At 64.5% G+C, this 23,920-nt stretch carries 24 protein-coding genes; 17 read left to right on the forward strand and 7 right to left on the reverse strand.

Going from position 1 to position 23,920, the window contains the following annotated elements; translation table 11 throughout:
• Window positions 1-55: 55 nt before the first annotated feature.
• Genes R9B85_RS17860 through R9B85_RS17875 form a run of 4 tightly spaced genes read left to right on the forward strand, consistent with a single transcriptional unit; the run spans window position 56 to window position 2,758 of the window.
• Window positions 56-646: a type II secretion system protein gene (locus R9B85_RS17860; RefSeq protein WP_423771070.1), complete on the forward strand. Its 591-nt coding sequence runs from the start codon at window positions 56-58 to the stop codon at window positions 644-646.
• Window positions 643-1,719, forward strand: coding sequence for a type II secretion system protein GspL (gene gspL, locus R9B85_RS17865; protein WP_215520336.1), 1,077 nt, complete (start codon window positions 643-645; stop codon window positions 1,717-1,719). Before R9B85_RS17860 ends, gspL begins: the two co-directional genes overlap by 4 nt.
• Window positions 1,716-2,102 carry a type II secretion system protein GspM gene (gene gspM, locus R9B85_RS17870; RefSeq protein ID WP_207878947.1) on the forward strand — a complete coding sequence of 129 codons (387 nt, stop codon included), beginning with the start codon at window positions 1,716-1,718 and terminating at the stop codon, window positions 2,100-2,102. The genes gspL and gspM overlap by 4 nt, the downstream gene beginning before the upstream one ends.
• On the forward strand, window positions 2,099-2,758 hold the full coding sequence (locus R9B85_RS17875; protein WP_423770414.1) for a hypothetical protein: 660 nt from the start codon (window positions 2,099-2,101) through the stop codon (window positions 2,756-2,758). The genes gspM and R9B85_RS17875 overlap by 4 nt, the downstream gene beginning before the upstream one ends.
• 106 nt (window positions 2,759-2,864) lie before the next feature.
• Here R9B85_RS17875 and R9B85_RS17880 read toward each other — a convergent pair whose 3' ends face one another.
• The 4 genes from R9B85_RS17880 to R9B85_RS17895 all read right to left on the reverse strand — a co-directional run bounded on the left by R9B85_RS17880 (window position 2,865) and on the right by R9B85_RS17895 (window position 10,390).
• Complete coding sequence (locus tag R9B85_RS17880) at window positions 2,865-7,391, reverse strand: hemagglutinin repeat-containing protein (protein ID WP_423770415.1); 4,527 nt, start codon at window positions 7,389-7,391, stop codon at window positions 2,865-2,867.
• Window positions 7,392-7,418: 27 nt separating this feature from the next.
• Window positions 7,419-9,101, reverse strand: a complete 1,683-nt coding sequence (locus R9B85_RS17885) for a ShlB/FhaC/HecB family hemolysin secretion/activation protein (protein WP_207878951.1) — start codon at window positions 9,099-9,101, stop codon at window positions 7,419-7,421.
• Between the two features lie 160 nt (window positions 9,102-9,261).
• Complete coding sequence (locus R9B85_RS17890; RefSeq protein WP_112250922.1) at window positions 9,262-9,816, reverse strand: L,D-transpeptidase family protein; 555 nt, start codon at window positions 9,814-9,816, stop codon at window positions 9,262-9,264.
• A gap of 22 nt (window positions 9,817-9,838) precedes the next feature.
• Window positions 9,839-10,390 (reverse strand): NUDIX hydrolase, encoded by a 552-nt coding sequence (locus R9B85_RS17895; protein ID WP_112250924.1) that lies wholly within the window; start codon window positions 10,388-10,390, stop codon window positions 9,839-9,841.
• Between the two features lie 124 nt (window positions 10,391-10,514).
• Between R9B85_RS17895 and R9B85_RS17900 the strand changes: the two genes are divergently transcribed.
• The 5 genes from R9B85_RS17900 to purT all read left to right on the forward strand — a co-directional run bounded on the left by R9B85_RS17900 (window position 10,515) and on the right by purT (window position 13,800).
• A complete protein-coding gene (locus tag R9B85_RS17900) occupies window positions 10,515-11,114 on the forward strand; it encodes a CoA pyrophosphatase (RefSeq protein ID WP_003252125.1) in 600 nt (199 codons plus the stop codon).
• 44 nt (window positions 11,115-11,158) lie between these two features.
• Window positions 11,159-11,683, forward strand: coding sequence for a gamma carbonic anhydrase family protein (locus tag R9B85_RS17905; RefSeq protein ID WP_112250926.1), 525 nt, complete (start codon window positions 11,159-11,161; stop codon window positions 11,681-11,683).
• Window positions 11,676-11,870, forward strand: a complete 195-nt coding sequence (locus R9B85_RS17910) for a DUF1289 domain-containing protein (protein ID WP_024086383.1) — start codon at window positions 11,676-11,678, stop codon at window positions 11,868-11,870. Before R9B85_RS17905 ends, R9B85_RS17910 begins: the two co-directional genes overlap by 8 nt.
• A gap of 204 nt (window positions 11,871-12,074) precedes the next feature.
• Window positions 12,075-12,542, forward strand: coding sequence for a VUT family protein (locus R9B85_RS17915; protein WP_003252131.1), 468 nt, complete (start codon window positions 12,075-12,077; stop codon window positions 12,540-12,542).
• A gap of 76 nt (window positions 12,543-12,618) precedes the next feature.
• On the forward strand, window positions 12,619-13,800 hold the full coding sequence (purT, locus tag R9B85_RS17920; protein ID WP_112250928.1) for a formate-dependent phosphoribosylglycinamide formyltransferase: 1,182 nt from the start codon (window positions 12,619-12,621) through the stop codon (window positions 13,798-13,800).
• A 114-nt stretch (window positions 13,801-13,914) separates the two neighbouring features.
• On the opposite strand, the gene R9B85_RS17925 is transcribed toward purT, so the two are convergent.
• The 3 genes from R9B85_RS17925 to R9B85_RS17935 all read right to left on the reverse strand — a co-directional run bounded on the left by R9B85_RS17925 (window position 13,915) and on the right by R9B85_RS17935 (window position 17,515).
• Complete coding sequence (locus tag R9B85_RS17925) at window positions 13,915-15,216, reverse strand: MFS transporter (RefSeq protein WP_054573205.1); 1,302 nt, start codon at window positions 15,214-15,216, stop codon at window positions 13,915-13,917.
• Between the two features lie 274 nt (window positions 15,217-15,490).
• Window positions 15,491-16,696 (reverse strand): transporter associated domain-containing protein, encoded by a 1,206-nt coding sequence (locus R9B85_RS17930; RefSeq protein ID WP_207879875.1) that lies wholly within the window; start codon window positions 16,694-16,696, stop codon window positions 15,491-15,493.
• A gap of 9 nt (window positions 16,697-16,705) precedes the next feature.
• The gene (locus R9B85_RS17935; RefSeq protein WP_025337912.1) at window positions 16,706-17,515 is read right to left on the reverse strand and encodes a cytochrome C assembly family protein; all 810 of its coding nucleotides are present in this window, start codon (window positions 17,513-17,515) and stop codon (window positions 16,706-16,708) included.
• A gap of 324 nt (window positions 17,516-17,839) precedes the next feature.
• Here R9B85_RS17935 and ffh point away from each other — a divergent pair, with 324 nt between their 5' ends.
• From ffh to R9B85_RS17975, 8 genes are all read left to right on the forward strand, one after another.
• Entirely contained in the window at window positions 17,840-19,216 is a 1,377-nt protein-coding gene (gene ffh / locus R9B85_RS17940) for a signal recognition particle protein (protein ID WP_112250932.1), read from the forward strand.
• Window positions 19,217-19,475: 259 nt separating this feature from the next.
• Window positions 19,476-19,727, forward strand: coding sequence for a 30S ribosomal protein S16 (gene rpsP, locus R9B85_RS17945; RefSeq protein ID WP_003259424.1), 252 nt, complete (start codon window positions 19,476-19,478; stop codon window positions 19,725-19,727).
• Window positions 19,728-19,732: 5 nt separating this feature from the next.
• On the forward strand, window positions 19,733-20,269 hold the full coding sequence (gene rimM / locus R9B85_RS17950) for a ribosome maturation factor RimM (RefSeq protein WP_025337913.1): 537 nt from the start codon (window positions 19,733-19,735) through the stop codon (window positions 20,267-20,269).
• Between the two features lie 3 nt (window positions 20,270-20,272).
• A complete protein-coding gene (gene trmD, locus R9B85_RS17955) occupies window positions 20,273-21,025 on the forward strand; it encodes a tRNA (guanosine(37)-N1)-methyltransferase TrmD (RefSeq protein WP_003252146.1) in 753 nt (250 codons plus the stop codon).
• Window positions 21,026-21,067: 42 nt separating this feature from the next.
• Window positions 21,068-21,418, forward strand: coding sequence for a 50S ribosomal protein L19 (gene rplS / locus R9B85_RS17960; protein WP_003252148.1), 351 nt, complete (start codon window positions 21,068-21,070; stop codon window positions 21,416-21,418).
• A 93-nt stretch (window positions 21,419-21,511) separates the two neighbouring features.
• Complete coding sequence (locus R9B85_RS17965; RefSeq protein ID WP_025337914.1) at window positions 21,512-21,919, forward strand: acyl-CoA thioesterase; 408 nt, start codon at window positions 21,512-21,514, stop codon at window positions 21,917-21,919.
• A 170-nt stretch (window positions 21,920-22,089) separates the two neighbouring features.
• The gene (xerD, locus tag R9B85_RS17970) at window positions 22,090-22,986 is read left to right on the forward strand and encodes a site-specific tyrosine recombinase XerD (RefSeq protein WP_112250934.1); all 897 of its coding nucleotides are present in this window, start codon (window positions 22,090-22,092) and stop codon (window positions 22,984-22,986) included.
• A gap of 153 nt (window positions 22,987-23,139) precedes the next feature.
• Window positions 23,140-23,883 carry a DsbC family protein gene (locus tag R9B85_RS17975; protein ID WP_112250936.1) on the forward strand — a complete coding sequence of 248 codons (744 nt, stop codon included), beginning with the start codon at window positions 23,140-23,142 and terminating at the stop codon, window positions 23,881-23,883.
• The last annotated feature ends 37 nt before the right edge of the window (window positions 23,884-23,920 follow it).

Below are 23,920 nucleotides of genomic sequence, written 5' to 3' on the forward strand. Positions count from 1 at the left end.
GGGTGAACCCGCTCCCACGGGGAGGGTGTATACCCGTCAGCCCAGTGTCCAGCCTGTGAAGCACCGGCAGGCCGGGCTGACCCTGATCGAGCTGATGGTGGCTCTGGCACTTACCGCCGTACTCGGCATCATGCTCGCCGCCCTGGTCAACGGCTGGCTCAAGGTTCGCGAACGTCTGCAGGTCACCAATCAGGAAACCTCGGTGTTGGATTTCTGCCTGGCCCTGGAGCGTCGCTTCGACAGCCCGGTAATGCGCCGTCTGTACGACCAGCGCCTACCCCTGGCCAGCCGCTGGCTGGACTGGCAGCCGGCAAGTAACCAGTTGCTCTGGGTCGCCATCACCGGCATGCCGGAAGCCGAAGGCGGCTCGCGCCTGCAGCGCCAGCGCCTGCGTTTCGAGGCCCGCGAGCAGCGCTTGCTGCTGGAAAGCTCGGCCGACCTCTACGCCGCCGCCGCCCCACGCTGGGTCCAGCGCGACCGGCTCGAGCGGGTCAGTGCCATGAATGTTCTTTATTACCAGGGCGGCCGCTGGCTGGCCTGGCCTTCCGACCAACCTGCGCACCCCGGCCGTGGCGTGCGTCTGGAACTGCAGCGTGATGGAGCACCCTATGTCTGCACCTTCGCCCTCCCATGGGGGCGCTCATGAAGTTTGAATGGGGGCGGCGCACCCCGGCCCAGTCGTGGCTGTTGCTGCGACCGGGCGTTGTCTGGCACTGGGCGCTGGCCCAGGACGGCCTTGTGCAACGCCAGGGGCAGGGCGAGCCGCCGGCCAACCTGCAAGCCCGTGTGGCGTTGATCCTGCCTGCCGAGGCCTGCAGCTGTTTCCGCGTGCCGGCACCGCCCGGGCTCAAGCGTGAAGAATGGCCGCTGTTGCTCGAAGACCGCTTGCTACAGGCTGTCGACGAGGTGACTTGCGCCTGCCTGGCCCGCGAGCCCGGCCATCTTCGGTTGTTGGTGGTAGCCCGCCAGCCACTGGACGAGTGGCGCGGGCAGTGTGCCGAATGGGGCTTGCAGGTAGCCCGTTGCTGGGCAGAACTACAGCTGCTGCCAGCGCCCGATGCGGGCCGTGCCTGGCAGTGGCAGCGCACCCCCGGCCTGTGTTTTTACAAAGGGCTGGCGGAAGACAGGCAGGAGCACTGGCTGGCCTGGCCGGATGCACTGGGCGAGGTGCCACGGCAACCGTGGGCGCAGTTGCAAAAGGTCGCGCTGAGCGGCGACTGGCCCAGTAAGCTGGCACCGCTCGATACATTGCCGGGCCTGTTCGAGCGTACCCGCAAGGTGCGCTCGCTGCCGGTGGTGTCCCGGCCGCAGCAACGGTTGCTCGCGGCCTGCCTGGTACTGGCTGCCGTCTGGGGCGGGCTGTGGGTGAGCAAGCAGTGGGGCCAGGGGCAAATCTGGCGCAGCCAGGTCATCGCCCTGACCGGTGAGCAGGCCGGCCCCCGTCACGCCGCGCAGGCCCTCAAGCGCCTGCGCGAAAGTGAACTGCAACAGCAACTGCGCACGCGCCAGCTAGAAGACCTTGAGGCGGCGTTGCAGGCCTGGCTGCGTGACCACCCCAGCTGGCGCCTGCAAGCGGTGCGCTTCGATGGCCAGCGCTGGCACCTGCGGCTGGAGGGCGAGGGCGGTGCGCCGCCATGGAACGACATGGCGAAAGCGGCTGGGGCCTCCGTCCAGGTGCAGGACGGCCAGGTGGTGTTCGACTTGGGAGCAACCTCATGAACCGGGCCTGGTTACAGCGTCATCGTTTGAGGCTCGCCTGGGCGCTGATTGCCCTGTTGCTGGCCTTCCTGGCCCTGCGCGCAGGCCTTGCGCAGTGGCGCGAGCTCAACCAGTGGCGCGGGCTGGCCGAACAGGCCGCCAGCTTGCAAGGTGGCCCGGGGTTGAACCTGGAGCGGCTACGCCAGTCGGCCCAGGCGCGACAGATCGAACTGGCCGAGGTCGATGCGCAGGGCAAGGCCTGGCAACTGCGTGGGCAGGTGGCTGACGAGCGCGTGCTGCAAGGCTGGTTGCAAAGCCTGCATGCAGAAGGTGCACAGCTACTGCAATGGGGGCTGGAGCAGGATGGCAAGGGCCTGCGCTTCAACCTGGTGATGCAACCATGAGCCGCAAGGGTATGGTGTGGGTTGTGCTGGTGTTCGTGGTGTCGGTATTGGTTGAGCTTCCGGCCAATTGGGTGGTGCGTGCGTTCGGCCTGCCAATGCGTGACGCCAGTGGCAGCCTGTGGCAAGGCCAGGCCCAACAGTTGGGCCCGGTCGGGCCTTTGCACTGGACAGTGCAGCCTTGGCGCTTGCAGGCGAATGCGCAACTGGGCTTCCAGGGCCAGGCCTGGCAGTTGCGCGCCGAAGGCTGGCCATGGCGCTGGCAGCTGGAGGCGAGGGCCATGGGCGCCCAAGTGTCGGTGGCGACGGATTACCGCTTGGCCGGCCAGTGGCAGGGCGCGTTGCGGGTACAGGGGGCAGGGCGGCAATGCCGCGTCAGCGAAGGTCGCGTGACGGTAACCGACCTTGCCCTGAGCCAGCCCTGGTCGCTGGGCTTGGGGCAGGGCTGGCTGGAGATGGATTGCCGCAGCGGCTGGCACCTGCGCGGGCAATTGGCGCAGCAAGGGCAGCATCAGTTGGCCGTGGATGCCGACCTGCCAGCGCGGCGGGCGCAGGTGATGGTCGAGTTGCAACCGGAGGCGGCGCTGATGCCTTTGCTGCGTGGCATGCGGTGGCTTGGGCCGCAGGCGCTGGCAGGGCAACGAGACTTGCGCTGGTAGACACAGGCCGCTCCAACAACACATCAAAAAATGGACGCCATCCCTGTGGGAGCGGGTTCACCCGCGAACACGGGCGAAGCCCGTGCCCTCCAGCGCGGCGCCTGCTTCAGTTTTTCTTGCCCTGCACACTCGAAGCCCACTGCTCACTGCGATTGTGGCCACTGGTCCTCAACAACCCCAGGTCCAGTGCATTTTCCCCATCCGCCGCCCCCTTGCCCTTGGCTAGCTCGGCCACCGCCGTGCCCAGGTCCACCGGCGAGTTGGACGCATCGATCGACACATCCCGGCGATAGTCGTTACCGCTCAGTGTTTCCCGGGTCACCGAGTTGGCGTCGAGCACCGCATCACCTTTGGCCGACTGCAAGCGTGCACCCACCAGGTGAGCGTTGCCACCAACCCGCAGGTCGATACCGTCGCTACCGTTGAGCGTGGCCTGTTGGCCTACGCTGTCGCGCTGCGTGTGCGACACATCGAGGCTGAAGGTGGGCGAGATCCCCGGGTCTGCCTTGCTCAGGGCGGAACCAGCTTTTTTCTCCACCTTGCTCCCCAGCGGCCCTGTCAACGAAGTGGCCGCGTTGACGTAGCCCCGCGGGTTTTTCTCCTGGCTCAGCCGGGCATCGCCTTTCACGCTCAGGGTATCGACGTTGTCCTTGCGGCTGGCGATGCGCAGGTCGCCGTCGATCACTCCATTGATACGCCCAGCTTCCAGGGTGACGCCTTCGAGACGAGTATCGCCACGGCTTTGCAGGTCGATACGCTCGGCGCGCAGGTCGCTGGCATTCCAAGTCAGGTTGTCGCGCTTGTCGAGCTCCACCTTGAGACGGCCATGCAGGCCGCGGGTGTCCAGCGCGCCTTTGGCCATGTCGAAGCCCGCCCCGGCGGTGATGTCGAGGTTGTCACGTCGCTCCTGGCTGGATGATGCTTCCACCAGCATGCCACCATTCGATGCGTCGAGGGTTATCTGGCCGGCCGAGGCCTGCAGGCCCTCGAGATGCAGGGCGATATCCTCGCGGGCACTGCTGCCCAGGGTAAGTGTGCCGTTGCTGGCGAACTGGGCAGCTACAGCCTGGCGTGCCTCTTCGTCCTGCTTGCCGTGGCTGAAATGGCCGCCTATGGCACCGCCTTTGGTGTTGCCCGCCTTTACAGCCAATTCCACGCCGCCGCCCATCTTGGCGCCGCTAGCGTTCTGGGTATCGCAGGCTGCCTTGACCTGCAGCCGCCCCCCGCTTTGCAGTTGTATGTCGCCAGTCTTGGCCTCGCGGCTGCCAATGCGGGTGCCTTCGAGCATCAGGTCGCCGCCACTGTTCAGTTGTACCTGGCCCTTGGCGTCGATCTGCGCGACCTGGGCCTTGTGCTGTGTGCTCTGGTTCTGGCCGTGGTCGAGGTAGCCCCGGCCATCGACGCCGGTGCTGCCCGGGCGGTTACCGACCTTGGCCCAGGCATTGCCGTCGAGCTGGCGTGACTGCTGATCGGTGCGGTCGTTTGCCTGTGGCAATGTCAGCGAACCGGCGCTGCTCATGACCACGCTGCCTTCACCGCCATCGATGCGCGCCCCTTCATAACGACCAGAGCTGCCCAGTTGCACCTGGATACCCTGTTGCCCATACAGGCTGCCGGGTACGGCGCTGCTGACGCTGTCCTTTTTGTCCAGCGAGCCGCCTTTGCCGGCGGCGCGTACATTCAGGTCTTCGCCGGTGCTGGTATCCAGGCGCACATCACCGCCGTAGGCCAGGCGTTGCACGGTATTTTCCTGGGTGTTCTCGGCAGCCTGCATCTGGTGTTGTGCGGCCTCGATCTGCAGCTTGCCGGCGTTGGCGCGCCAGGCGGTGCCCTGGTCGGTGATGTTGTCGGCCTTGACCTCGACCTTGGCCCCGGACAACTCGCTCACCTGGGCAAAGCCGCGGCGCTGGTTTTCCAGGCGTTTGAGGTGTTCCACGGTCATGTCGGCGCCAACGCTGGGCGGCGCCATGGCGTCTTCGGGGGAGGCTTGCTGGAAGCGCGCGGCTTCTTCGCCCAGCACCAGGCGTTCGATGGGGCGGGTAAGGTCGCGGTACTCGACACTGGCGCCGAGGCTGCCCGACCAGTCGTCACGGCTTTGTTCACGCTCCTCGGTATCCTGCACCGCGCGGTTGTCGATGCGTTTGGCCGTTACCTGCAGAGTGTTGCCGGCGTCGACGCGTGCGGCCTCGGAGACCAGTTCATCGCCACTGATCTTCAGGTCGCCGCTGGCCTGCAATGTGCTGCGTTGCACCTTGCTGTCGCGTTCGGCCTGCACCTGGCGGTTGTGGTGGCCTTCGAACAGGCTGCCCAGCCGGTCGATGCCGCCGGTCACCGTCAGGCCGCCGCCACTGTTGGTGGTGCTGGTGGTTTTGTCGCGGTCGTTGCGGGTTGCCCCCAGGGTCACCTTTTGGGCCTGCACATCGAGGTCGCCTGCGGTGGCCTTCACCGTGGAACCGTTGACCTGCAGGTGAGCCCCGCTGCCAAGGCTCACCGAGGCGCCCTCGAGCTCACTGGCGACCTGGCTGGTGGTGCGCTGCTTGCTACTGGTGGTGGCAACGTCATAGGCCACGCCGGCCGAGTACTGGCGGGACTCGGGCTTGCCATCCTCGGCCTCCTGGGTCTGCTTGGCGCTGGCGCTGAAACCACGTTGCTGGTTGCGGGTTTCGCGCTCGCCAACCGCTTGCACGCTGGTAATCAGCAGGTCGCCCTTGGCCTCTGCCTGCAGGTGCCCGCCCGCTGCGACCTTGGCGCCCTGGATGCGCATTTCCTCGGCGCTGGCCAGGCGCAGGTTGCTGGCCGAGCTGACGTCGCTGGTCAGCACCTGTTGCGTACGCTCGGTGCTCTCGCGGTCGCTGCCAATCAGGCCGAACAGCTTGCTGTCGCTCGTACGGTCGGTGGAGGTGATGCGGCCATGGTCGGCTTCGATGGCCAGTGCACCTTTTGTGCTGTAGAGCACCGCGTCCTCCTTGCCGTGCACGGTACTGCCCTTGATGGCCACCTGCTCAGCTGTCACGGTCAGCTTGCCATTCGCCGTGACGCTACTGCCGGCGACGGCCTGGCCTTCGCTGTCGTTACCCTTGCGGTCGCCAAAGAAGGTGCCGGATACCAGGTCGCCGCGATAGTCGCGCCGGGTGCCGCGCTCCTGCAGGGCGGTGGTACCGATGGTTGCCTCCTTGGCTTCGATCGCCATGTCGCCGCGGCTGTGCAGGCTGCTTCCTTTCACATCGACGGTATTCCTTGCCTTGAGCGTCATGCGTTGGGCCTGGAGCGCACTGCCTTGTGCGGTTTCCTTGTACTGGTCGGTATCGCTGTCACCGCGCCACAAGTCCTTGCGGTGGCGAACCTGCTCTTCGGTGTGCTGGCTGTCGATGCCGGCAGCGATGGCCAGGTTGGCGCCGCTGTCGAGGGTCAGCTCATTGCCAGCATCCACCTTGGCAGCCACCAGGCGCATGTCGTCAGCGGATTGCAGCAGCACGCCGTCCTTGCCTTGCAAGCTGCTGCCCTGTTGCTGCTGCTGGGTGGTGGTGGTTTCGCGGTTGTAGGTTTCGCGGGTGACGAACAGGAACTTCTTGTTCCAGTTTTCGCTGTCGCGCTCGATGTTCTCGCGAGTTGTGGCGTCCAGCGTGAGTTTTCTACCGGCCTTGGCCTCGATTCGCCGAGCTTGCCCATCGACGGTTTCGAGTGTCAGGTCATCGGCAGCAGTCAGCCGCAGATCGCCCTGTTCGCTGTGCAGTTCGACGGGGTTGTCGGCCTTGCCGCTGACCTGCAGGGCGCCGGCCGACTGGATGTCGACCCCGTCTATACCCAGCAGCTGCGATGCCCCCACACGCACACCGGCACCTTCTGCGGTGCTCACCACGCGAATGCGCCCGGCGCGCATGGCGCCGAACAGGCTGGCATCGATGCTGGACGGGGTGCCGGGCAGGTGCTCGACAATTTCGCCGCTGGTGCTGTCGATGCGGTTTCGGCCGACGGTGATATCGATGGAGTTGCGCGCCATCAGCAGCCCTTTGCCGTCCACGCGCGGGGCAATCAGCTCGAGGGCGCCGTTGGGGTTTCGCTGGCCGCCCTCGAGCACTTGCAGGGTACCGCTGGCGTTCAGCGTGTCGAGGTACTTCAGTTGCTGGCCCTCGAACTCGGGGCTGCCCACCACGAAGCCGGCGCGCGTGGTGTTGATGAAACTGCCGCCGTTGAGGGTGATGCCATTGGGGTTGGCCAGGATGTAGTCGGCCGGGCGGCCGAAGATTTCCTGCGGCCCTTCGATCAGCGAGGCGTTGCGGCTGACCACTTCGTTGAGAATGGTCGAGGCGGCCTGGCCCTGGAATTGCGGGTTGGCTGCCAGGGCGCCGGCCAGTTCCGACTGCCCGGCCTGGGTGGCATTGTTCAGCACCACCCCGGAGCGGTCGACGTTGTAGTCGAGGAACTGATTGTGTGATAGCCCGTTGGCGTTTGGCGCGACGATATCGATCACCGGAACACCGTGCCCGTCGTTGATGACCGGTGTGCCGCCGGGGCCGCTGGTTGCTGCCAGGCCACCCTGGGCCAGTGCGGTGCCGGGCCCGAGCAGGGCCAGGAAGATGGCCCAGCGCAAGGTATCTGGGCGGGACGACGGTGACTGCGAGAGTGTTTGCATGTTCTCGTTCTCTTTGTTGTGGGTGATTCAGATGTTCAGGGCCAGTTCCACCACCCAGAAGCCGGGTTCCAGCAGCGGGCGGGGCAGGTCGCTGGCATACAGCGCGCGTTGGTAGCCCAGGCGCAGGTGGCTGCCGGGCAGGCTCAGTTCGGCACCGACGGTGGCCCCGGCGAGGCGTTGGGAAGGCTTGCCTTCGGCAGTGCGGGTCCAGCCCAGGTCCAGGCCGATGTAGGGGCGTACTTGCAGAGGCGCGGCCCAGCCCTCCGGCAGCGGCTGGCTGACGGTGTTGCGCCAGACGGCGCTGCTGGCACCGGAGTAGGTTCGCAGGCGAAACCCGCGCACGGCCGAATCGTCGCTGACCAGCAACTGCTCGACGGCGGGTAGCGGGTCACTGCTGTATTGCAGGCCCAGCTCGCTCTGCCAGCGCCATGGGTGGTTGGCCGGGCCCTGGCGCAGGTGCAGCAGGTTGGCGCGGTACTTGCGAAAATCCGGGCGCAGGCGCTCTGCGCCCAGCGCTGAGCGGTCGGCACCGAAGGCGTCGACACCCTGGGCGACACCGAGGTAGCCATTCCACAGCCCTCCCTCGAGCCACAGCAGGTTGATGCCCGCCTCCACGGAGACCAGGGTAGGGCTCTGCTGGACGATCACCGCGCCGGCGCTGCGGTTGACCATTTGCTTGCGGTCCAGCCGGGCGCTGGCGCTGAGCATGCCTTGCTGGTTGCGCCACAGCACCCGCTCGACGCTCAGGCCCTGGTAGCTGCTGCTGCCGTCGGCTACCTGGCGGCTGTGTGGGAGCGGCGCCTCGTAGCGCAGCTCGCTGGCGCTGAGCGCGAAGGTCCAGGCGCCGTAGGGGATGCTGTAGTACAGCGAGATGCCTTGGCTTTGCCCCGGCGCATCGAGCACCGTGCCGTTCAGCGACAGGCGCAGGTCATCATTGAGGCCCAGCGGGCTGTCCAGGCCGAAGCCGAGGTTAAGGCGATGACGCCCGGTCAGGTCGCTGCCGCGGTTGTCGAAGCGGCTGTCCAGGTGCCCGCGCGAGGCCACCTTGCGCGGCTGCACGACAACCCGGGTGCCGCCCTGCAGTTCGCCGGGCAGCAATTCTGCGGACAGGTCATAAGCGCGCAGGCGGTTGAGCTGGTCGAGGCCTTGCTCCAGGGCTGGCAGGTACAGTGGCTGCCCGAGCAGGCCGGGAAAGGCGCCGGGGAGGGACAGGGGCAATTCGGGGCCGGCCATTTCGATGGACTCGACGAACCCTTCGACGATGACCAGGTTCAGCGGTGCGCCGTTTTGTGGCGGTTGCTGCAGGTAAGGCCGGCTGGTCGGGTATCCGGCTTGCACATAGCGCTGGGTGATGGCTTTCAGCAGCCCGTTGATTTCCGCGATGCCCATGCATGGGGTAATGAACCTGCGAAGGGTTGGCGTTAACGCCGAGTCGGAAAGCTTGCGGTTGCCGGCCACGCGTACGCCGGTTATGGCCCAGCAACGCTGGTCGTGCGGGAGGGGGGCGGTGGTGTCGTGGCTTTCAGCCGGGGCGGGCTGGCGCTGCCAGCGTTCCAGCCGCTGTTGCTGTTCCAGCTGTCGCAGCCCGCGCTGCTGATCGCGCAGTTGCTGGCTGGCGGGGTCGTCGGCCAGCGCCTGAGGCGCGGTCAGCAAACCGGACAGGCAGCAGGTGAGCGCCCAGCAGGTGGCGCGGTGAATGTGGAACGGCATTGAAGCACCCCGCAAATGATGTACGGATTTCGTACTCGTCTGCGTGGATGCTAAAAACTAGGGGGGGCGCCTGGATGCAGTACCCGGCCTAAGCGCTTGTAAGGCGCGTTCTTGCCTGGAGGTGGGAAGCTTCCTACAGCGTCAGTTGAAAGGCCCGCTATCAGGGCCGAATTTCGATCAACGTGCCATCCCGCACCAGGTCCCACACTTCCTGCATGTCGCGGTTACGCATGGCAATACAGCCGTCCGTCCAGTCCAGGGTGTGGAAGTACCACTCCGGATACTCGTCGTCGATCGGCGTGCCATGGATCATGATCATGCTGCCGGCGCTCACCCCTTCGCGGGTGGCACGGGCGGCATCGGTGATGTTCGGGTAATTGATGTGCATGGCCAGGTTGAAGCGGTCGCTCTGCTTGCGCCAGTCCAGCCAGTACAGGCCCTCGGGGGTTTTCTTGTCGCCTTCGCGCTCCTTGGCGCCTTTTGGCTGCTTGCCCAGCGAGATGCGGTAGGTCTTCAGCGGTTCGCCACGGCTGATCAGCTGCAGTCGGCGTTCGGACTTGATCACCAGCACCTTGTCGATCAGCGGTTGCATGGCCTGCTGCGAAGGCGACAGGTTCTGCGCTGCCGGCTGCGGCTTGCGGATGATGGTCTCGGTGAAGGCCGCCTGGGACACCGAGGTAACGCAAAGGCAGAAAAGGGCAAGCAACCAACGCATGTAACGGTATCCCCGAAGGTTTCTAGGTGGTGGGCGAGACGTTCATCGGCGGCAGGTATTCATGGCCTATTGGGTAGTGCTGCCCGATGCGATCGCGATAGTAGCATTCTAGTGTGCGAGTGACGGTGCGGAAAGCCAGCTCGCCCCACGGTATCTCATGTTCTTCAAACAGCCGCACCTCCAGGCTTTCGACGCCGATCGCGAAATCAAGGTCTGCCAGCTCGGCGCGAAAGAAAACGTGCACCTGGTTGATGTGTGGCAGGTCGAACAGCTGGTACAGGCTCATGCTGGCGACCCGGGCGCAGGCTTCCTCGACGGTTTCGCGACGGGCGGCCTCGTCCAGGGTTTCGCCGTTTTCCATGAAACCGGCAGGCAAGGTCCAGAAGCCTCGGCGTGGCTCGATGGCGCGCCGGCACAGCAGCACCTGGCTGCCCCAGGTCGGCAACACGCCGGCAACGATGTTGGGGTTCTGATAATGGACGATCCGGCAAGACCCGCAGACATACCGCAGGCGGCTGTCGCCCTCGGGAATCTGCTGAGTGACCGGCTGGCCGCAGGCGCTGCAGTATTTCATTCGGGGTTCCCTTTGCTCAGGTTTATCTTGGCGCGACGGCCGGTTTGCCGCAAGCGCACAGGGCTTGGGTGCTTCGCGCCTTTGGTGCATCATGCAAGGCAGGCCTTGAATACGAGTGTGCGCAATGCTGGACGAGCTACTTCGCCGAATGAGCAACCACCAACCCGCATCACTGGAAACCGACCGGCGGTTCCCTGAAGCGGCGGTTCTTTTGCCCATCACCCGCAGCGAAGCGCCCGAACTGGTCCTGACCCTGCGTGCCAAGGGCCTGTCCACTCACGGCGGTGAAGTGGCTTTTCCCGGTGGCCGCCGCGACCCGGAAGACCCGGACCTGGTGTTCACCGCGCTACGTGAAGCGGAAGAAGAAATCGGCCTGCCACCAGGCCTGGTTGAAGTGATCGGCCCGCTCAGCCCGCTGATTTCGCTGCACGGCCTGAAAGTGACGCCATTCGTCGGGCTCATCCCCGATTTTGTCGAATACCGTGCCAATGATGCCGAGATCGCGGCAGTATTCACCGTGCCGCTGGAATTCTTCCGCCAGGACCCGCGCGATCATACCCACCGTATCGATTACCAGGGGCGCAGCTGGTATGTGCCCAGCTATCGCTATGGCGAATACAAGATCTGGGGGTTGTCGGCGATCATGATCGTCGAACTGGTCAACCTGCTGTTCGATGCCGGCATCAGCCTGCACCAGCCCCCTGAGCGTTACATCGAAAACTGAGCGGGGCCAACCCCGTCGTCTGCGTTGCAGCCTGAGGAGCAAGCATGAAATACCGCCTGGGCGACCTGCGGGTCGAGAGCCACCCCACCAGTTGGGCCGCACCCAACGCCACGCTGATCGGCAAGGTGCGCCTGCAGGCCAATGCCAGCGTTTGGTTTGGCGCGGTGCTGCGCGGGGACAACGAGCTGATCGACATTGGCGAAGGCAGCAACGTGCAGGATGGCACGGTGATGCACACCGACATGGGCTCTCCGCTGACCCTTGGCAAGGGCGTGACCGTTGGCCACAACGCCATGCTGCATGGCTGCACGGTGGGCGACTACAGCCTGGTCGGTATCAATGCGGTCATCCTCAATGGCGCGCGTATCGGCAAGCATTGCATCATCGGCGCCAATGCGCTGATTGCGGAAGGCAAGGAGATCCCCGACGGTTCGCTGGTGATGGGTTCGCCGGGCAAGGTGGTGCGCGAGCTGACCGAACAGCAGAAGCGCATGCTCGAAGCCAGTGCCGCGCATTACGTGCACAATGCCCAGCGTTATGCACGGGAGTTGGTGGTTGACGATGAGTGATGTCGTGGAGCGGCCGGTGGCCTCGCCGTGCGTGAGTATCTGTGCGTTGGACGAGCAGGATATCTGCACCGGTTGCCAGCGAACGGTGGCCGAGATCGGCCGCTGGGGGCGGATGGACAACGACGAGCGCCGGGCGGTGCTCAAGCTTTGCCATGAAAGGGCAGTAGAGGCTGGCCTCATCCTCTAGGGCTGACTCGCCCCCCCTGTGGGAGCGGGTTCACCCGCGAACACCGGCGCAGCCGGTGCCATCCACCGTGTTGGATTCTTCGCGGGTGAACCCGCTCCCACAGGCATCGCGTAGCCCTCGAACCTGATGTTGTACCTGTGGGAGCGGGTTTACCCGCGAACCAGCCAGCGGTAATCTGTGCGGCTTGCCCACAGACTACCCGCCATGTTCTATCTGATTGCCTACATCAGCAGCGTAGTGCTGATCAACTACGCCTTCTCCAGCGCGCCACACCTGGACATCATCTGGTCCGCCTGGGGCGGCCTGGTGTTCATCCTGCGCGACATGGTGCAGACCCGCTTCGGCCATGGGGCCCTGGTCGCCATGCTGGCGGCGCTGGTGCTGTCCTATGTCACTTCGGAACCGGCCATCGCCCTGGCCAGCGCCACTGCGTTCTTCATTTCCGAACTGATCGACTGGCTGGTATTCAGCATCACCCGCCGGCCGCTGCGCGACCGCCTGTGGCTGAGTTCGGCGCTGAGCATCCCGGTGGACACCTTCATCTTCTTCGGCATGATCGGTGCCCTGACCCCAGCCGTGATCGGCACCGCCATGGCCTCGAAATTTGCCGGTGTCACCGCCGTGTGGCTGGCCATGGCATTTCGCGCCCGGCGGGCCGCCGTGGCGGGTTGATGGTGTAGAATAGCGGTCCTTTTTCAGCGGGTGGCGCCAAGCCTGGTGCGGCCCCGGACGCCTTCGAGGACCTGAAATGACCCGTATCGGAACCCCCTTGTCGCCTACCGCGACCCGTGTACTGCTCTGCGGCTGTGGCGAGCTGGGCAAGGAAGTGGTGATCGAGCTGCAGCGCCTGGGCGTCGAAGTGATCGCCGTCGACCGCTACGCCAATGCCCCGGCAATGCAGGTGGCGCACCGCAGCCACGTGGTCAACATGCTCGATGGCGTGGCCCTGCGTGCCGTGATCGAGGCCGAGAAACCGCACTACATCGTCCCTGAAATCGAAGCCATCGCCACCGCCACCCTGGTCGAGCTGGAAAACGAAGGCTTCACCGTGGTGCCGACCGCCCGCGCCACCCAGCTGACCATGAACCGCGAAGGCATCCGCCGCCTGGCCGCCGAAGAGCTGGACCTGCCAACCTCGCCGTACCACTTCGCCGACACCTACGAAGACTACGCCAAGGCCGTTGCCGATGTCGGCTACCCGTGCGTGGTCAAGCCGGTGATGAGTTCGTCTGGCAAGGGCCAGAGCCTGTTGCGCAGCGATGCCGACCTGCAGAAGTCGTGGGACTACGCCCAGGAAGGCGGTCGCGCCGGCAAAGGGCGGGTGATTATCGAGGGCTTCATCGACTTCGAGTACGAAATCACCCTGTTGACCGTGCGCCATGTCGGCGGCACCACCTTCCTCGAGCCAGTCGGCCATCGCCAGGAGAAGGGCGACTACCAGGAATCGTGGCAGCCGCAGGCCATGAGCCCGAAGGCGCTGGCCGAGTCGCAGCGGGTGGCCAAGGCGGTCACCGATGCCCTGGGCGGTCGTGGCCTGTTTGGCGTGGAGCTGTTCGTGAAGGGCGACCAGGTGTGGTTCAGCGAAGTCTCGCCACGCCCGCATGACACCGGTCTGGTGACCCTGATTTCCCAGGACCTGTCGCAGTTTGCCCTGCATGCCCGCGCCATTCTTGGCCTGCCGATTCCGGTAGTGCGCCAGTTCGGCCCTTCGGCTTCTGCGGTGATCTTGCCCGAGGGGCAGTCGCAGCAGACCAGCTTTGCCAATCTGGGTGCGGCGCTGAGCGAGCCGGATACCGCCATTCGCCTGTTCGGCAAGCCGGAAATCAACGGTACCCGCCGCATGGGCGTGTGCCTGGCGCGTGACGAGTCGGTCGAAGCGGCGCGTGCCAAGGCGACCCGTGCTTCGCAGGCGGTCAAGGTCGAGTTCTGATCCGATTGGGGCTGCGTTGCAGCCCTTCGCGGGCAAGCCCGCTCCCACAGGTTTCGGCGCTACCCCTGTGGGAGCGGGCTTGCCCGCGAAGGGCCGCAACGCGGCCCCATTTACTTACAGCTGTGTATTGCGGGTCTCTTTCAGGCACAGCACGGCAATCAAGCTGATCACCGCCGCCACCGATACATATCCCCCCACCCAGCTCAACCCACCCATGCTCACCAGCTTCTGGGCAAAGAACGGAGCAGCCGAGGCGCCGACGATACCGCCCAGGTTATACGCCGCCGAAGCGCCGGTATAACGCACGTGGGTCGGGAACAGTTCAGGCAGCAGCGCCCCCATCGGCGCAAATGTCACGCCCATCAGGAACAGTTCGATGGCCAGGAACAGCGCCACCCCTGCGGTCGATCCCGAAGTCAGCAGCGGCTCCATGGTAAAGCCCGAGGCTACCGCCAGCAGGCCGCCGACGATCAGCACCGGTTTGCGCCCGTAGCGGTCGCTGAGCCAGGCCGACAGCGGTGTGGCCAGGGCCATGAACACTACCGCGAAGCACAGCAGGCCAAGGAATGTCTCGCGGCTGTAGCCCAGCGTGGTCACGCCGTAGCTCAGCGAGAACACCGTCGAGATGTAGAACAGCGCGTAGCACACCACCATCGCCGCTGCGCCCAGCAGGGTCGGCAGCCAGTATCTGGAAAACAGGTCGACCACCGGCATTTTCACCCGCTCGTGGCGGGCGACGGCCTTGGCGAATACCGGGCTTTCTTCAAGCTTCAGGCGTACATACAGCCCCACCAGTACCAGCGCGGCGCTGAGCAGGAACGGAATGCGCCAGCCCCACTCGCGGAACTGCTCGTCGCTGAGCACCAGGGCAAGGGTCAGGAACAGGCCGTTGGCAGCCAGGAAGCCGATCGATGGGCCCAGCTGCGGGAACATGCCGAACCAGGCGCGTTTGCCTTCCGGCGCGTTCTCCGTAGCCAGCAAAGCCGCGCCACCCCATTCGCCGCCCAGCCCCAGGCCTTGGCCAAAACGCAGCAGGCAGAGGATGATCGGCGCCCATACGCCAATGCTGTCATAGCCCGGCAGCACGCCGATGGCTGTGGTGGACACGCCCATCAGCAGAAGCGAGGCTACCAGGGTCGACTTGCGGCCGATGCGGTCGCCAAAGTGGCCGAACAGTGCCGAGCCCAGTGGGCGGGCGAGGAAGGCGATACCGAAGGTAAGGAAGGCCGCCAGCATCTGCGCGGTGCCCGACCCGGACGGGAAGAACACCGGGCCGATCACCAGGGCGGCGGCAGTGGCGTAGACGTAGAAATCGTAGAACTCGATGGCGGTGCCGATGAAGCTGGCAGTGGCTACCCGCGCGGGCGAGTTGACCGGTGCGGCAGGCGCTTCGGCATAGGTGCTGCTGGTTGTCATTGAATAGGTCCCTGACAGTCTGGTCCGGCTCCATTGGGATAAGCCACGCGTTGTGCAATGCCAAAGGGCTGGCACGGTGGCGCGGGCGCCGGAGCGTTTTGTTGTTGTGTGCGCCCGACTGACGATAGCCCAAGGGGGGTAGGGGCGGGGCGGGCACTGTTCGGGGTGTTGAAGCAGGACCGCAGGGCGTGTCAGTGGAGCGGACTGGCCGTCGAGCGCCGGGTGCGGGTAGCAGGCGGGACGGCGGGGCTGGGTAAGCGTGACCCGAGTATAGCTATCGGGTCACGGCCCACACCAGTACCTTGCTGGCACAATTGTCCTCTGTTTCGAGGATTTCCAGGCGATAGCGGCCGATCTTCAGGCAAACGGCGCTTTCAGGGATGCTTTCCAGTGCTTCGGTGACCAGCCCGTTGAGGGTTTTCGGCCCGCCGTCGCAGGGCAGGTGCCAGCCCAGGCTGCGGTTGATCTCGCGCAGCGAAGCGGTGCCGTCGATGACGAACGTGCCATCGGGCTGCGGGTGCACGTGGGGGTTGTCCAGGCTCTGTTCATCCTCGAACTCGCCAACGATCTCTTCGAGGATGTCTTCCAGGGTGACGATGCCCAGCACTTCGCCGTACTCGTCCACCACCACGCCCAAGCGGCGCTGCTGCTTGTGGAAGTTCAGCAGCTGCATTTGCAGGGGTGTGCTTTCGGGGACGAAATAAGGCTCGTAGCAGGCCCCGAGCAGCGTTTCCAGGGTCAGTTCGGCCTTCGGCAGCAGGTGGCTGATCAGCTTGGTATTGAGGATTGCTTCAACCTGGTTGATGTCGCTGTGGTACACCGGCAGGCGGGTGTGGCGGCTGACGATCAGTTGCTCGATGATGCGCTCGATCGGCTCGTCGAGGCTGATGCCGTCCACTTCGTTGCGCGGTACCAGGATGTCGTTGACGGTCATCTTGTCCAGTGACTGCAGGCCGTCCAGCAGGCCGTGGCGCGGGGCCTCGTGTTCCTCGTCCTCGTCGAACTCGTCGGCTTCCTGCGGGTGCAGGGCCACGGCCGTGGGCTGCACGCGGAACGGACGCAGGATCAGCTTGGCAATGCCATCCAGCAGGCAGGCCAGCGGTTGCAGCAGGGTGAGGGGGACTTTCAGCAGGCTGGCGCCAAGGCTGGCGAACGCCTGCGGATTGCGCCGGGCCAGGCGCCGTGGCAGGTATTCGGCAAATACCAGCAGGACGAGGGTGGCGGCCAACCCGGCCAGCCAGAAGCCGTGCTCGCCGTCATGGCGCTGGCCGACCAGGCAGGCCAGGCCCAGCACCAGCAGCTTGCCCAGGCTGGCGCACAGCACCAGGGCCTGGGCCGGCAACGCGGGCTGGCCGTCCTCGCCGACGCGCAGCGTGCCATTGAGTTGCAGGCGGGCGGCGTCCACTGCGGTGAACAGCGCCGACCACAACAGCGCCAGTGCCAGGGTGCCGAATAGCGGTGCGTACGGCAGGGTATCCATGGGCGCCCGTCAGATATGCAGGATGAATTCGCGAACCAGCTTGCTGCCGAAATAGGCCAGCATCAGCAGGCAGAAACCGGCCAGCGTCCAGCGGATGGCCTTGTGGCCACGCCAGCCCAGGCGGGTGCGGCCCCACAGCAGCACGCTGAACACCACCCAGGCGACACAGGCCAGCAGGGTCTTGTGTGCCAGATGCTGGGCGAACAGGTTGTCGAGGAACAGCCAGCCGGAGATCAGCGACAGCGACAGCAGGCACCAGCCGGCCCAGAGGAAGCCGAACAACAGGCTTTCCATGGTTTGCAGTGGCGGGAAGTTGCGGATCAGCCCGGACGGGTGCTTGTTCTTCAGCTGGCGGTCCTGCAGCAGCAACAGCAGTGCCTGGAACACCGCGATGGTGAACAGCCCGTAGGCCAGGATCGACAGCAGGATGTGCGCGAGGATGCCTGGCTCTTCGTTGACCAGCGGCACCGTGCCGGGGGGCGCGAACTGGGCCAGCAGCGCGGTCACCGCGCCCAGCGGGAACAGCAGCACCAGCAGGTTTTCCACGGGTATGCGCAAGCAGGCCAGCAGGGTCAGGGCGATGACCGCCACGGCGATCAGGCTGGCGGCACTGAAGAAGTCCAGGCTCAGGCCCAGCGGGGTGATCAGCTGGAAGAACAGCGCACCAGCCTGGGCGAGTACCGCGAAGGCACCCAGCAGGGCAAGCAGGCGCTTGTCGGCCTTGCGGTTCTGGGCAAGGTAAGAGCCCTGGTAGATGGCCGCGGCTATATATAGGCCGGCGGCGATCAGGTTGGGGATGAGGCTGGGTGAGGAGAACATAAGTCCTGGTTGGCGAGCCTTAAAGAGACGGAGTTTGGCATAGATCGCGCTGGTCTAGGAAGACTGACAGACCGCGGTGCGGCTTTCGCGGGTGAACCCGCTCCCACAGGTACGGCGCCGGTTTCCAGTGTGGCGAAGACCTTGTGGGAGCGGGCTTGCCCGCGAAGAGGCCGGCACAGCCACCGAATATCTACCAGGCCGCCAGCAAGGTGTGCGCCGTCGCCGCACTTCGCTATAATCGCCGCCTTGCTGTGCCTGGCGGGTGTGCATTCCCCGCTGGGCGCCTGACAAACCTCGGCTTTTACTGGGCCTGAAAGGATCACCATGTTCGAAAACCTGACCGACCGCCTGTCACAGACGCTGCGCCATGTCACCGGCAAGGCCAAGCTGACCGAAGACAACATCAAGGACACGCTGCGCGAAGTGCGCATGGCCCTGCTCGAGGCCGACGTTGCCCTGCCGGTGGTCAAGGATTTCGTCAACAGCGTCAAGGACCGTGCAGTCGGCACTGAAGTGTCGCGCAGCCTGACCCCGGGCCAGGCGTTCGTGAAGATCGTCCAGGCCGAGCTGGAAAGCCTGATGGGCGCGGCCAACGAAGATCTCGCACTCAACGCCGCCCCGCCCGCCGTGGTGCTGATGGCTGGCCTGCAGGGCGCCGGCAAGACCACCACCGCCGGCAAGCTGGCGCGCTTCCTCAAGGAGCGCAAGAAAAAGAGCGTGATGGTGGTGTCCGCCGACGTCTACCGCCCGGCGGCGATCAAGCAGCTGGAAACCCTGGCCAACGACATCGGCGTCACCTTCTTCCCGTCCGACATCAGCCAGAAACCGGTGGCCATCGCCGAAGCGGCCATCCGCGAAGCCAAGCTGAAGTTCATCGACGTGGTCATCGTCGACACCGCCGGCCGTCTGCACATCGACGCCGACATGATGGACGAGATCAAGGCGCTGCATGCCGCGGTCAAGCCGATCGAGACCCTGTTCGTGGTCGACGCCATGACCGGCCAGGACGCCGCCAACACCGCCAAGGCCTTTGGCGAGGCGCTGCCGCTGACCGGCGTGGTGCTGACCAAGGTCGACGGCGACGCCCGTGGCGGTGCCGCGCTGTCGGTGCGTGCCATTACCGGCAAGCCGATCAAGTTCATCGGTATGGGCGAGAAGACCGAAGCCCTCGAGCCGTTCCACCCCGACCGTGTCGCCTCGCGAATCCTCGGCATGGGCGACGTGCTCAGCCTGATCGAGCAGGCCGAGCAGACGATCGACAAGGCCAAGGCCGACAAGCTGGCCAAGAAGCTGAAGAAGGGCAAGGGCTTCGATCTCGAAGACTTCCGCGACCAGCTGCAGCAGATGAAGAACATGGGCGGCCTCGGCGGCCTGATGGACAAGCTGCCGAGCATCGGCGGGGTCAACCTGTCGCAGATGGGCAATGCCCAGGGCGCCGCCGAGAAGCAGTTCAAGCAGATGGAAGCAATCATCAACTCCATGACCCCGGCCGAGCGCCGTGATCCGGAGTTGATCAGCGGCTCGCGCAAGCGCCGAATCGCCATCGGTTCCGGCACCCAGGTGCAGGACGTCGGCCGCCTGATCAAGCAGCACAAGCAAATGCAGAAGATGATGAAGAAATTCTCCGCCAAGGGCGGCATGGCCAAGATGATGCGCGGCCTTGGCGGGATGCTGCCGGGCGGCGGCATGCCGAAGCTGTAACCCCTATTCCGGGGGCCTGCCGTTTGTCCGGCAGGCGCCCAGAACCCCCGCTGTGGCGGGGCAATCGCCGCGGATTTCGCGGCTCAACCGGCGGATCTGGACGGCAGGGCAGGGCCTTGCCGAAAAAGTCATTTGCAAATGTCCGTGTATTCCCCGAGAATATGCGGCCTTTTGGGCACCCGTGTGCCTATTTGGCATTCAGATTTGCAGTACCAGCTGCTGTATCAACTGCAGCACCGACTATAGGAACGATGTTCACATGGTAACCATTCGTCTGGCCCGTGGCGGCTCGAAAAAGCGCCCATTCTACCACCTGACCGTGACCAACTCGCGTAACGCCCGTGACGGCCGTTTCGTTGAGCGCGTAGGTTTCTTCAACCCGATCGCTGCTGGCGCCGAAGTCAAGCTGTCGGTCAACCAAGAGCGCGTCAACTACTGGCTGAGCCAGGGTGCACAGCCGTCTGAGCGCGTTGCTCAGCTGCTGAAGGACGCTGCCAAGGCTGCTGCCTGAGTAGTATGAACGCGACGCCAGAAAAGGCTGACGACCTCATCGTCGTTGGCAAGATTTTTTCGGTTCACGGCGTTCGCGGCGAGGTGAAGGTGTATTCCTTTACCGATCCGATTGAAAACCTGTTGGATTATCCGCGCTGGACGCTTCGGCACGAAGGCAAGGTAAAGCAGGTCGAGCTGGTCAACGGTCGTGGCTCCCAGAAGGGCCTGGTCGTGAAGCTGAAAGGCCTCGATGATCGCGATGAAGCCCGTCTTCTGAGCGGTTACGAAATCTGCATTCCGCGGAGCCTTTTGCCCAACCTGGCTGCTGACGAGTACTACTGGTACCAGTTGGTGGGCCTGAAGGTCATCAACCAGGACGAACAACTGTTCGGCAAGGTCGATCACCTGTTGGAGACCGGTGCGAACGATGTCATGGTGGTCAAGCCCTGCGCAGGCAGCCTGGATGATCGCGAGCGTCTGTTGCCCTATACGGCGCAATGCGTGCTCGACATCGACCTGGAAGCAGGCGTGATGCGGGTTGAATGGGACGCGGACTTCTAAACGATGGGTAACCTTCGCGTAGACGTCATCACGTTGTTCCCCGAGATGTTCTCGGCCATCACGGAGTACGGCATTACCAGCCGCGCGGTGAAACAGGGGTTGCTTCAGGTGACTTGCTGGAACCCGCGGGACTACACCACAGATCGTCACCACACGGTGGATGATCGGCCGTTTGGCGGTGGTCCGGGCATGGTGATGAAAATCAAGCCTCTGGAAGACGCCCTGGTTAGCGCCAGGCAAGCGACCGGAGCAGCGGCGAAGGTGATCTACCTTTCGCCACAAGGCCGCAAGCTGACTCAGCAGGCGGTCAAAGGCCTGGCCGAACAGGAATCGTTGATCCTGATCGCCGGTCGTTATGAAGGCATCGACGAGCGCTTTATCGAGGCTCATGTCGATGAGGAGTGGTCGATTGGCGACTATGTGCTTTCCGGTGGCGAGCTGCCGGCCATGGTACTGATCGATGCGGTTACACGGCTGCTGCCCGGAGCTTTAGGGCATGTGGACTCGGCGGAAGAAGATTCCTTCACCGACGGTCTGCTCGATTGCCCGCACTACACCCGGCCTGAGGTGTATGCGGATCAGCGTGTTCCCGACGTGTTGCTAAGTGGCAACCATGCACACATCCGGCGTTGGAGAATGAAGCAGTCCCTTGGTAGGACCTTCGAACGACGCGCCGATCTTCTGGAAAGTCGCTCGCTTTCTGGAGAAGAGAAGAAGCTGCTCGAGGAATATCTCCGCGAGCGGGACGATAGTTAAACGTATCGATGGTGGATCACGTATCCATCTTAGGAGCACAGCATGACCAACAAGATCATCCAGCAGCTCGAAGCCGAGCAGATGAGCAAGGAAATCCCGACCTTCGCACCAGGCGACACCGTTGTCGTTCAGGTTAAAGTGAAGGAAGGTGAGCGTTCCCGTCTGCAGGCGTTCGAAGGCGTCGTTATCGCCAAGCGTAACCGCGGTCTGAACAGCGCCTTCACCGTGCGCAAGATCTCCAGCGGCGTTGGCGTAGAGCGTACCTTCCAGACCTACAGCCCGCAAATCGACAGCCTGGCCGTGAAACGTCGTGGTGACGTGCGTAAAGCCAAGCTGTACTACCTGCGCGACCTGTCCGGCAAAGCCGCTCGCATCAAGGAAAAACTGTCCTGAGTGCAGTTTGCCCGGTGGCCGAGGCCGCCTAGCGAGAAAAAAGCAGCCTTCGGGCTGCTTTTTTGCGTTTTGACCCCCGAAGATGTGATTGCCATGACTACCCGAGACCAGGAAATCCTGCGCCGCACCGAACTGTCGGTGACCCGCGTGACCAAGGCGGTGTTCCCCAACACCACCAACCACCACAACACCCTCTTCGGCGGCACCGCCCTGGCCTGGATGGACGAAGTGTCGTTCATCGCCGCCACGCGCTTCTGCCGCCTGCCGCTGGTAACCGTGTCGACTGACCGCATCGACTTCAAGCATCCGATCCCGGCGGGCTCGATCGTCGAGTTGGTGGGGTCGGTCATCAAGGTAGGTAATACCAGCTTGCAGGTGCAGGTGGATGTGTTCGTCGAGAACATGTACCTGGATGGACGCGAGCGGGCGATCCACGGGGTGTTCAGCTTCGTTGCCATCGATGAGGACAAGCGGCCGGTGCCCGTTCTGCCCCAGGCCTGAGTTCTCCTGTTTAGGCCCTTTCGCGGGTAAACCCGCTCCCACAGGGATATCACCGCCTTCGGGACCTGTGTGACCCTTGTGGGAGCGGGGTCACCCGCGAAGAGGCCAGTACAGACAACCCCGAGCTGCTGTGAAACACTAGCCCCACCACCAACACCCAGCAGCCCCGAATGCCCGCCCTAGACCACCCCCTGATCGACCAGTTCCTCGACGCCCTGTGGCTTGAAAAGGGCCTGTCCGACAACACCCGCGTGTCCTACCGCAGTGACCTGGCCCTGTTCAACGGCTGGTTGCAGGAACATGGCGTCAGCTTGCCCGACGCCGGACGCGAGCTGATTCTCGACCACCTGGCCTGGCGCCTCGACCAGGGCTACAAGCCGCGCTCCACGGCGCGCTTCCTGTCCGGCCTGCGCGGCTTCTTCCGCTACCTGTTGCGGGAAAAACTGGTGGCCATCGACCCCACCCTGCAAGTGGATATGCCGCAACTGGGCAAGCCGCTGCCCAAGTCGTTGTCCGAAGCAGACGTCGAAGCCTTGCTACAAGCTCCGGACCTGGGCGAAGCCATCGGCCAGCGTGACCGCGCCATGCTCGAAGTGCTCTACGCCTGCGGCCTGCGTGTCACCGAGCTGGTCAGCCTGGCCCTCGACCAGGTCAACCTGCGCCAAGGCGTGCTGCGGGTGATGGGCAAGGGCAGCAAGGAGCGCCTGGTGCCCATGGGCGAGGAGGCGGTGCTGTGGTTGCAGCGCTACCTGCGCGATGGCCGCGCCGAACTGCTCAATGGCCGCCCCAGCGACGTCTTGTTCCCCAGCCAGCGTGGCGAGCAGATGACCCGTCAGACCTTCTGGCATCGTATCAAGCACCATGCCCGGGTCGCCGGTATCGACAAGCCGCTGTCACCGCACACCCTGCGTCATGCCTTCGCTACTCACCTGCTCAACCATGGCGCCGACTTGCGTGTGGTGCAGATGCTGCTGGGCCACAGTGACCTGTCGACTACGCAGATCTACACCCATGTCGCCAAGGCCCGCCTGCAGCAACTGCATGCCCAGCACCACCCGCGTGGATGAATGTTTTTCATGTTCCGCCGACCGGTCCTTGCAAGGCCCTTCACTGGCGGTGTGATGTGGTAGGCTTGGGCGGTTTGCACCAAGGGCCGCACGGTCACCGCGTATTTTCCGCAGGTGACGCCCTCCGGCCCCTGTCCGCCTTCAGGAGTTCCCATGCGCGTGACCCAGTTTTTCGCCGCCGCCGCGTTGGCGCTGGCCAGTACCTTTGCCGTTGCCGCGGCAACCGACAGCAATGCAGCTGCCGAGCAGGCCATCCGTAAGTCGTTGCAGAACCTCGAGTTGGAAGTGCCCGTCGAAAGCGTGGCCAGCAGCCCGGTCAGCGGCCTGTATGAAGTCAAGCTGCAGGGCGGCCGCGTGCTGTATGCCAGCGGCGACGGCCAGTTCGTGATGCAGGGTTACCTGTTCCAGATCCAGGACGGCAAGCCGGTCAACCTCACCGAGAAGACCGAGCGCCTGGGCATTGCCAAGCTCATCAACGGCATTCCAGCCGCCGAAATGGTGGTTTATCCTGCCAAGGGCGAGACCAAGTCGCACATCACCGTGTTCACCGACACCACCTGCCCGTACTGCCACAAGCTGCACGCCGAGGTGCCTGAGCTCAACCGCCGCGGTATCGAAGTGCGCTATGTCGCCTTCCCGCGCCAGGGGCTCGGTTCGCCGGGTGACCAGCAGTTGCAGGCCGTCTGGTGTTCCAGCGACCGCCGTGCGGCGATGGACAAGATGGTCGAGGGTGAGGAAATCAAGGCCGCCAAGTGCGCCAACCCGGTCGGCAAGCAGTTCCAGCTGGGCCAGTCGATCGGCGTCAACGGCACGCCGGCGATCGTCCTTGAAAGCGGCCAGGTCATTCCGGGCTACCAGCCGGCACCGCAGGTCGCCAAGCTGGCACTGGCCAAGTAATCCAATTCAGTACGCCGTCGTCATGGGGTGACGGCAT

Origin of the sequence: Pseudomonas sp. NLJ1 (assembly GCF_049486705.1) — a bacterium.
GTDB lineage: Bacteria > Pseudomonadota > Gammaproteobacteria > Pseudomonadales > Pseudomonadaceae > Aquipseudomonas > Aquipseudomonas inefficax.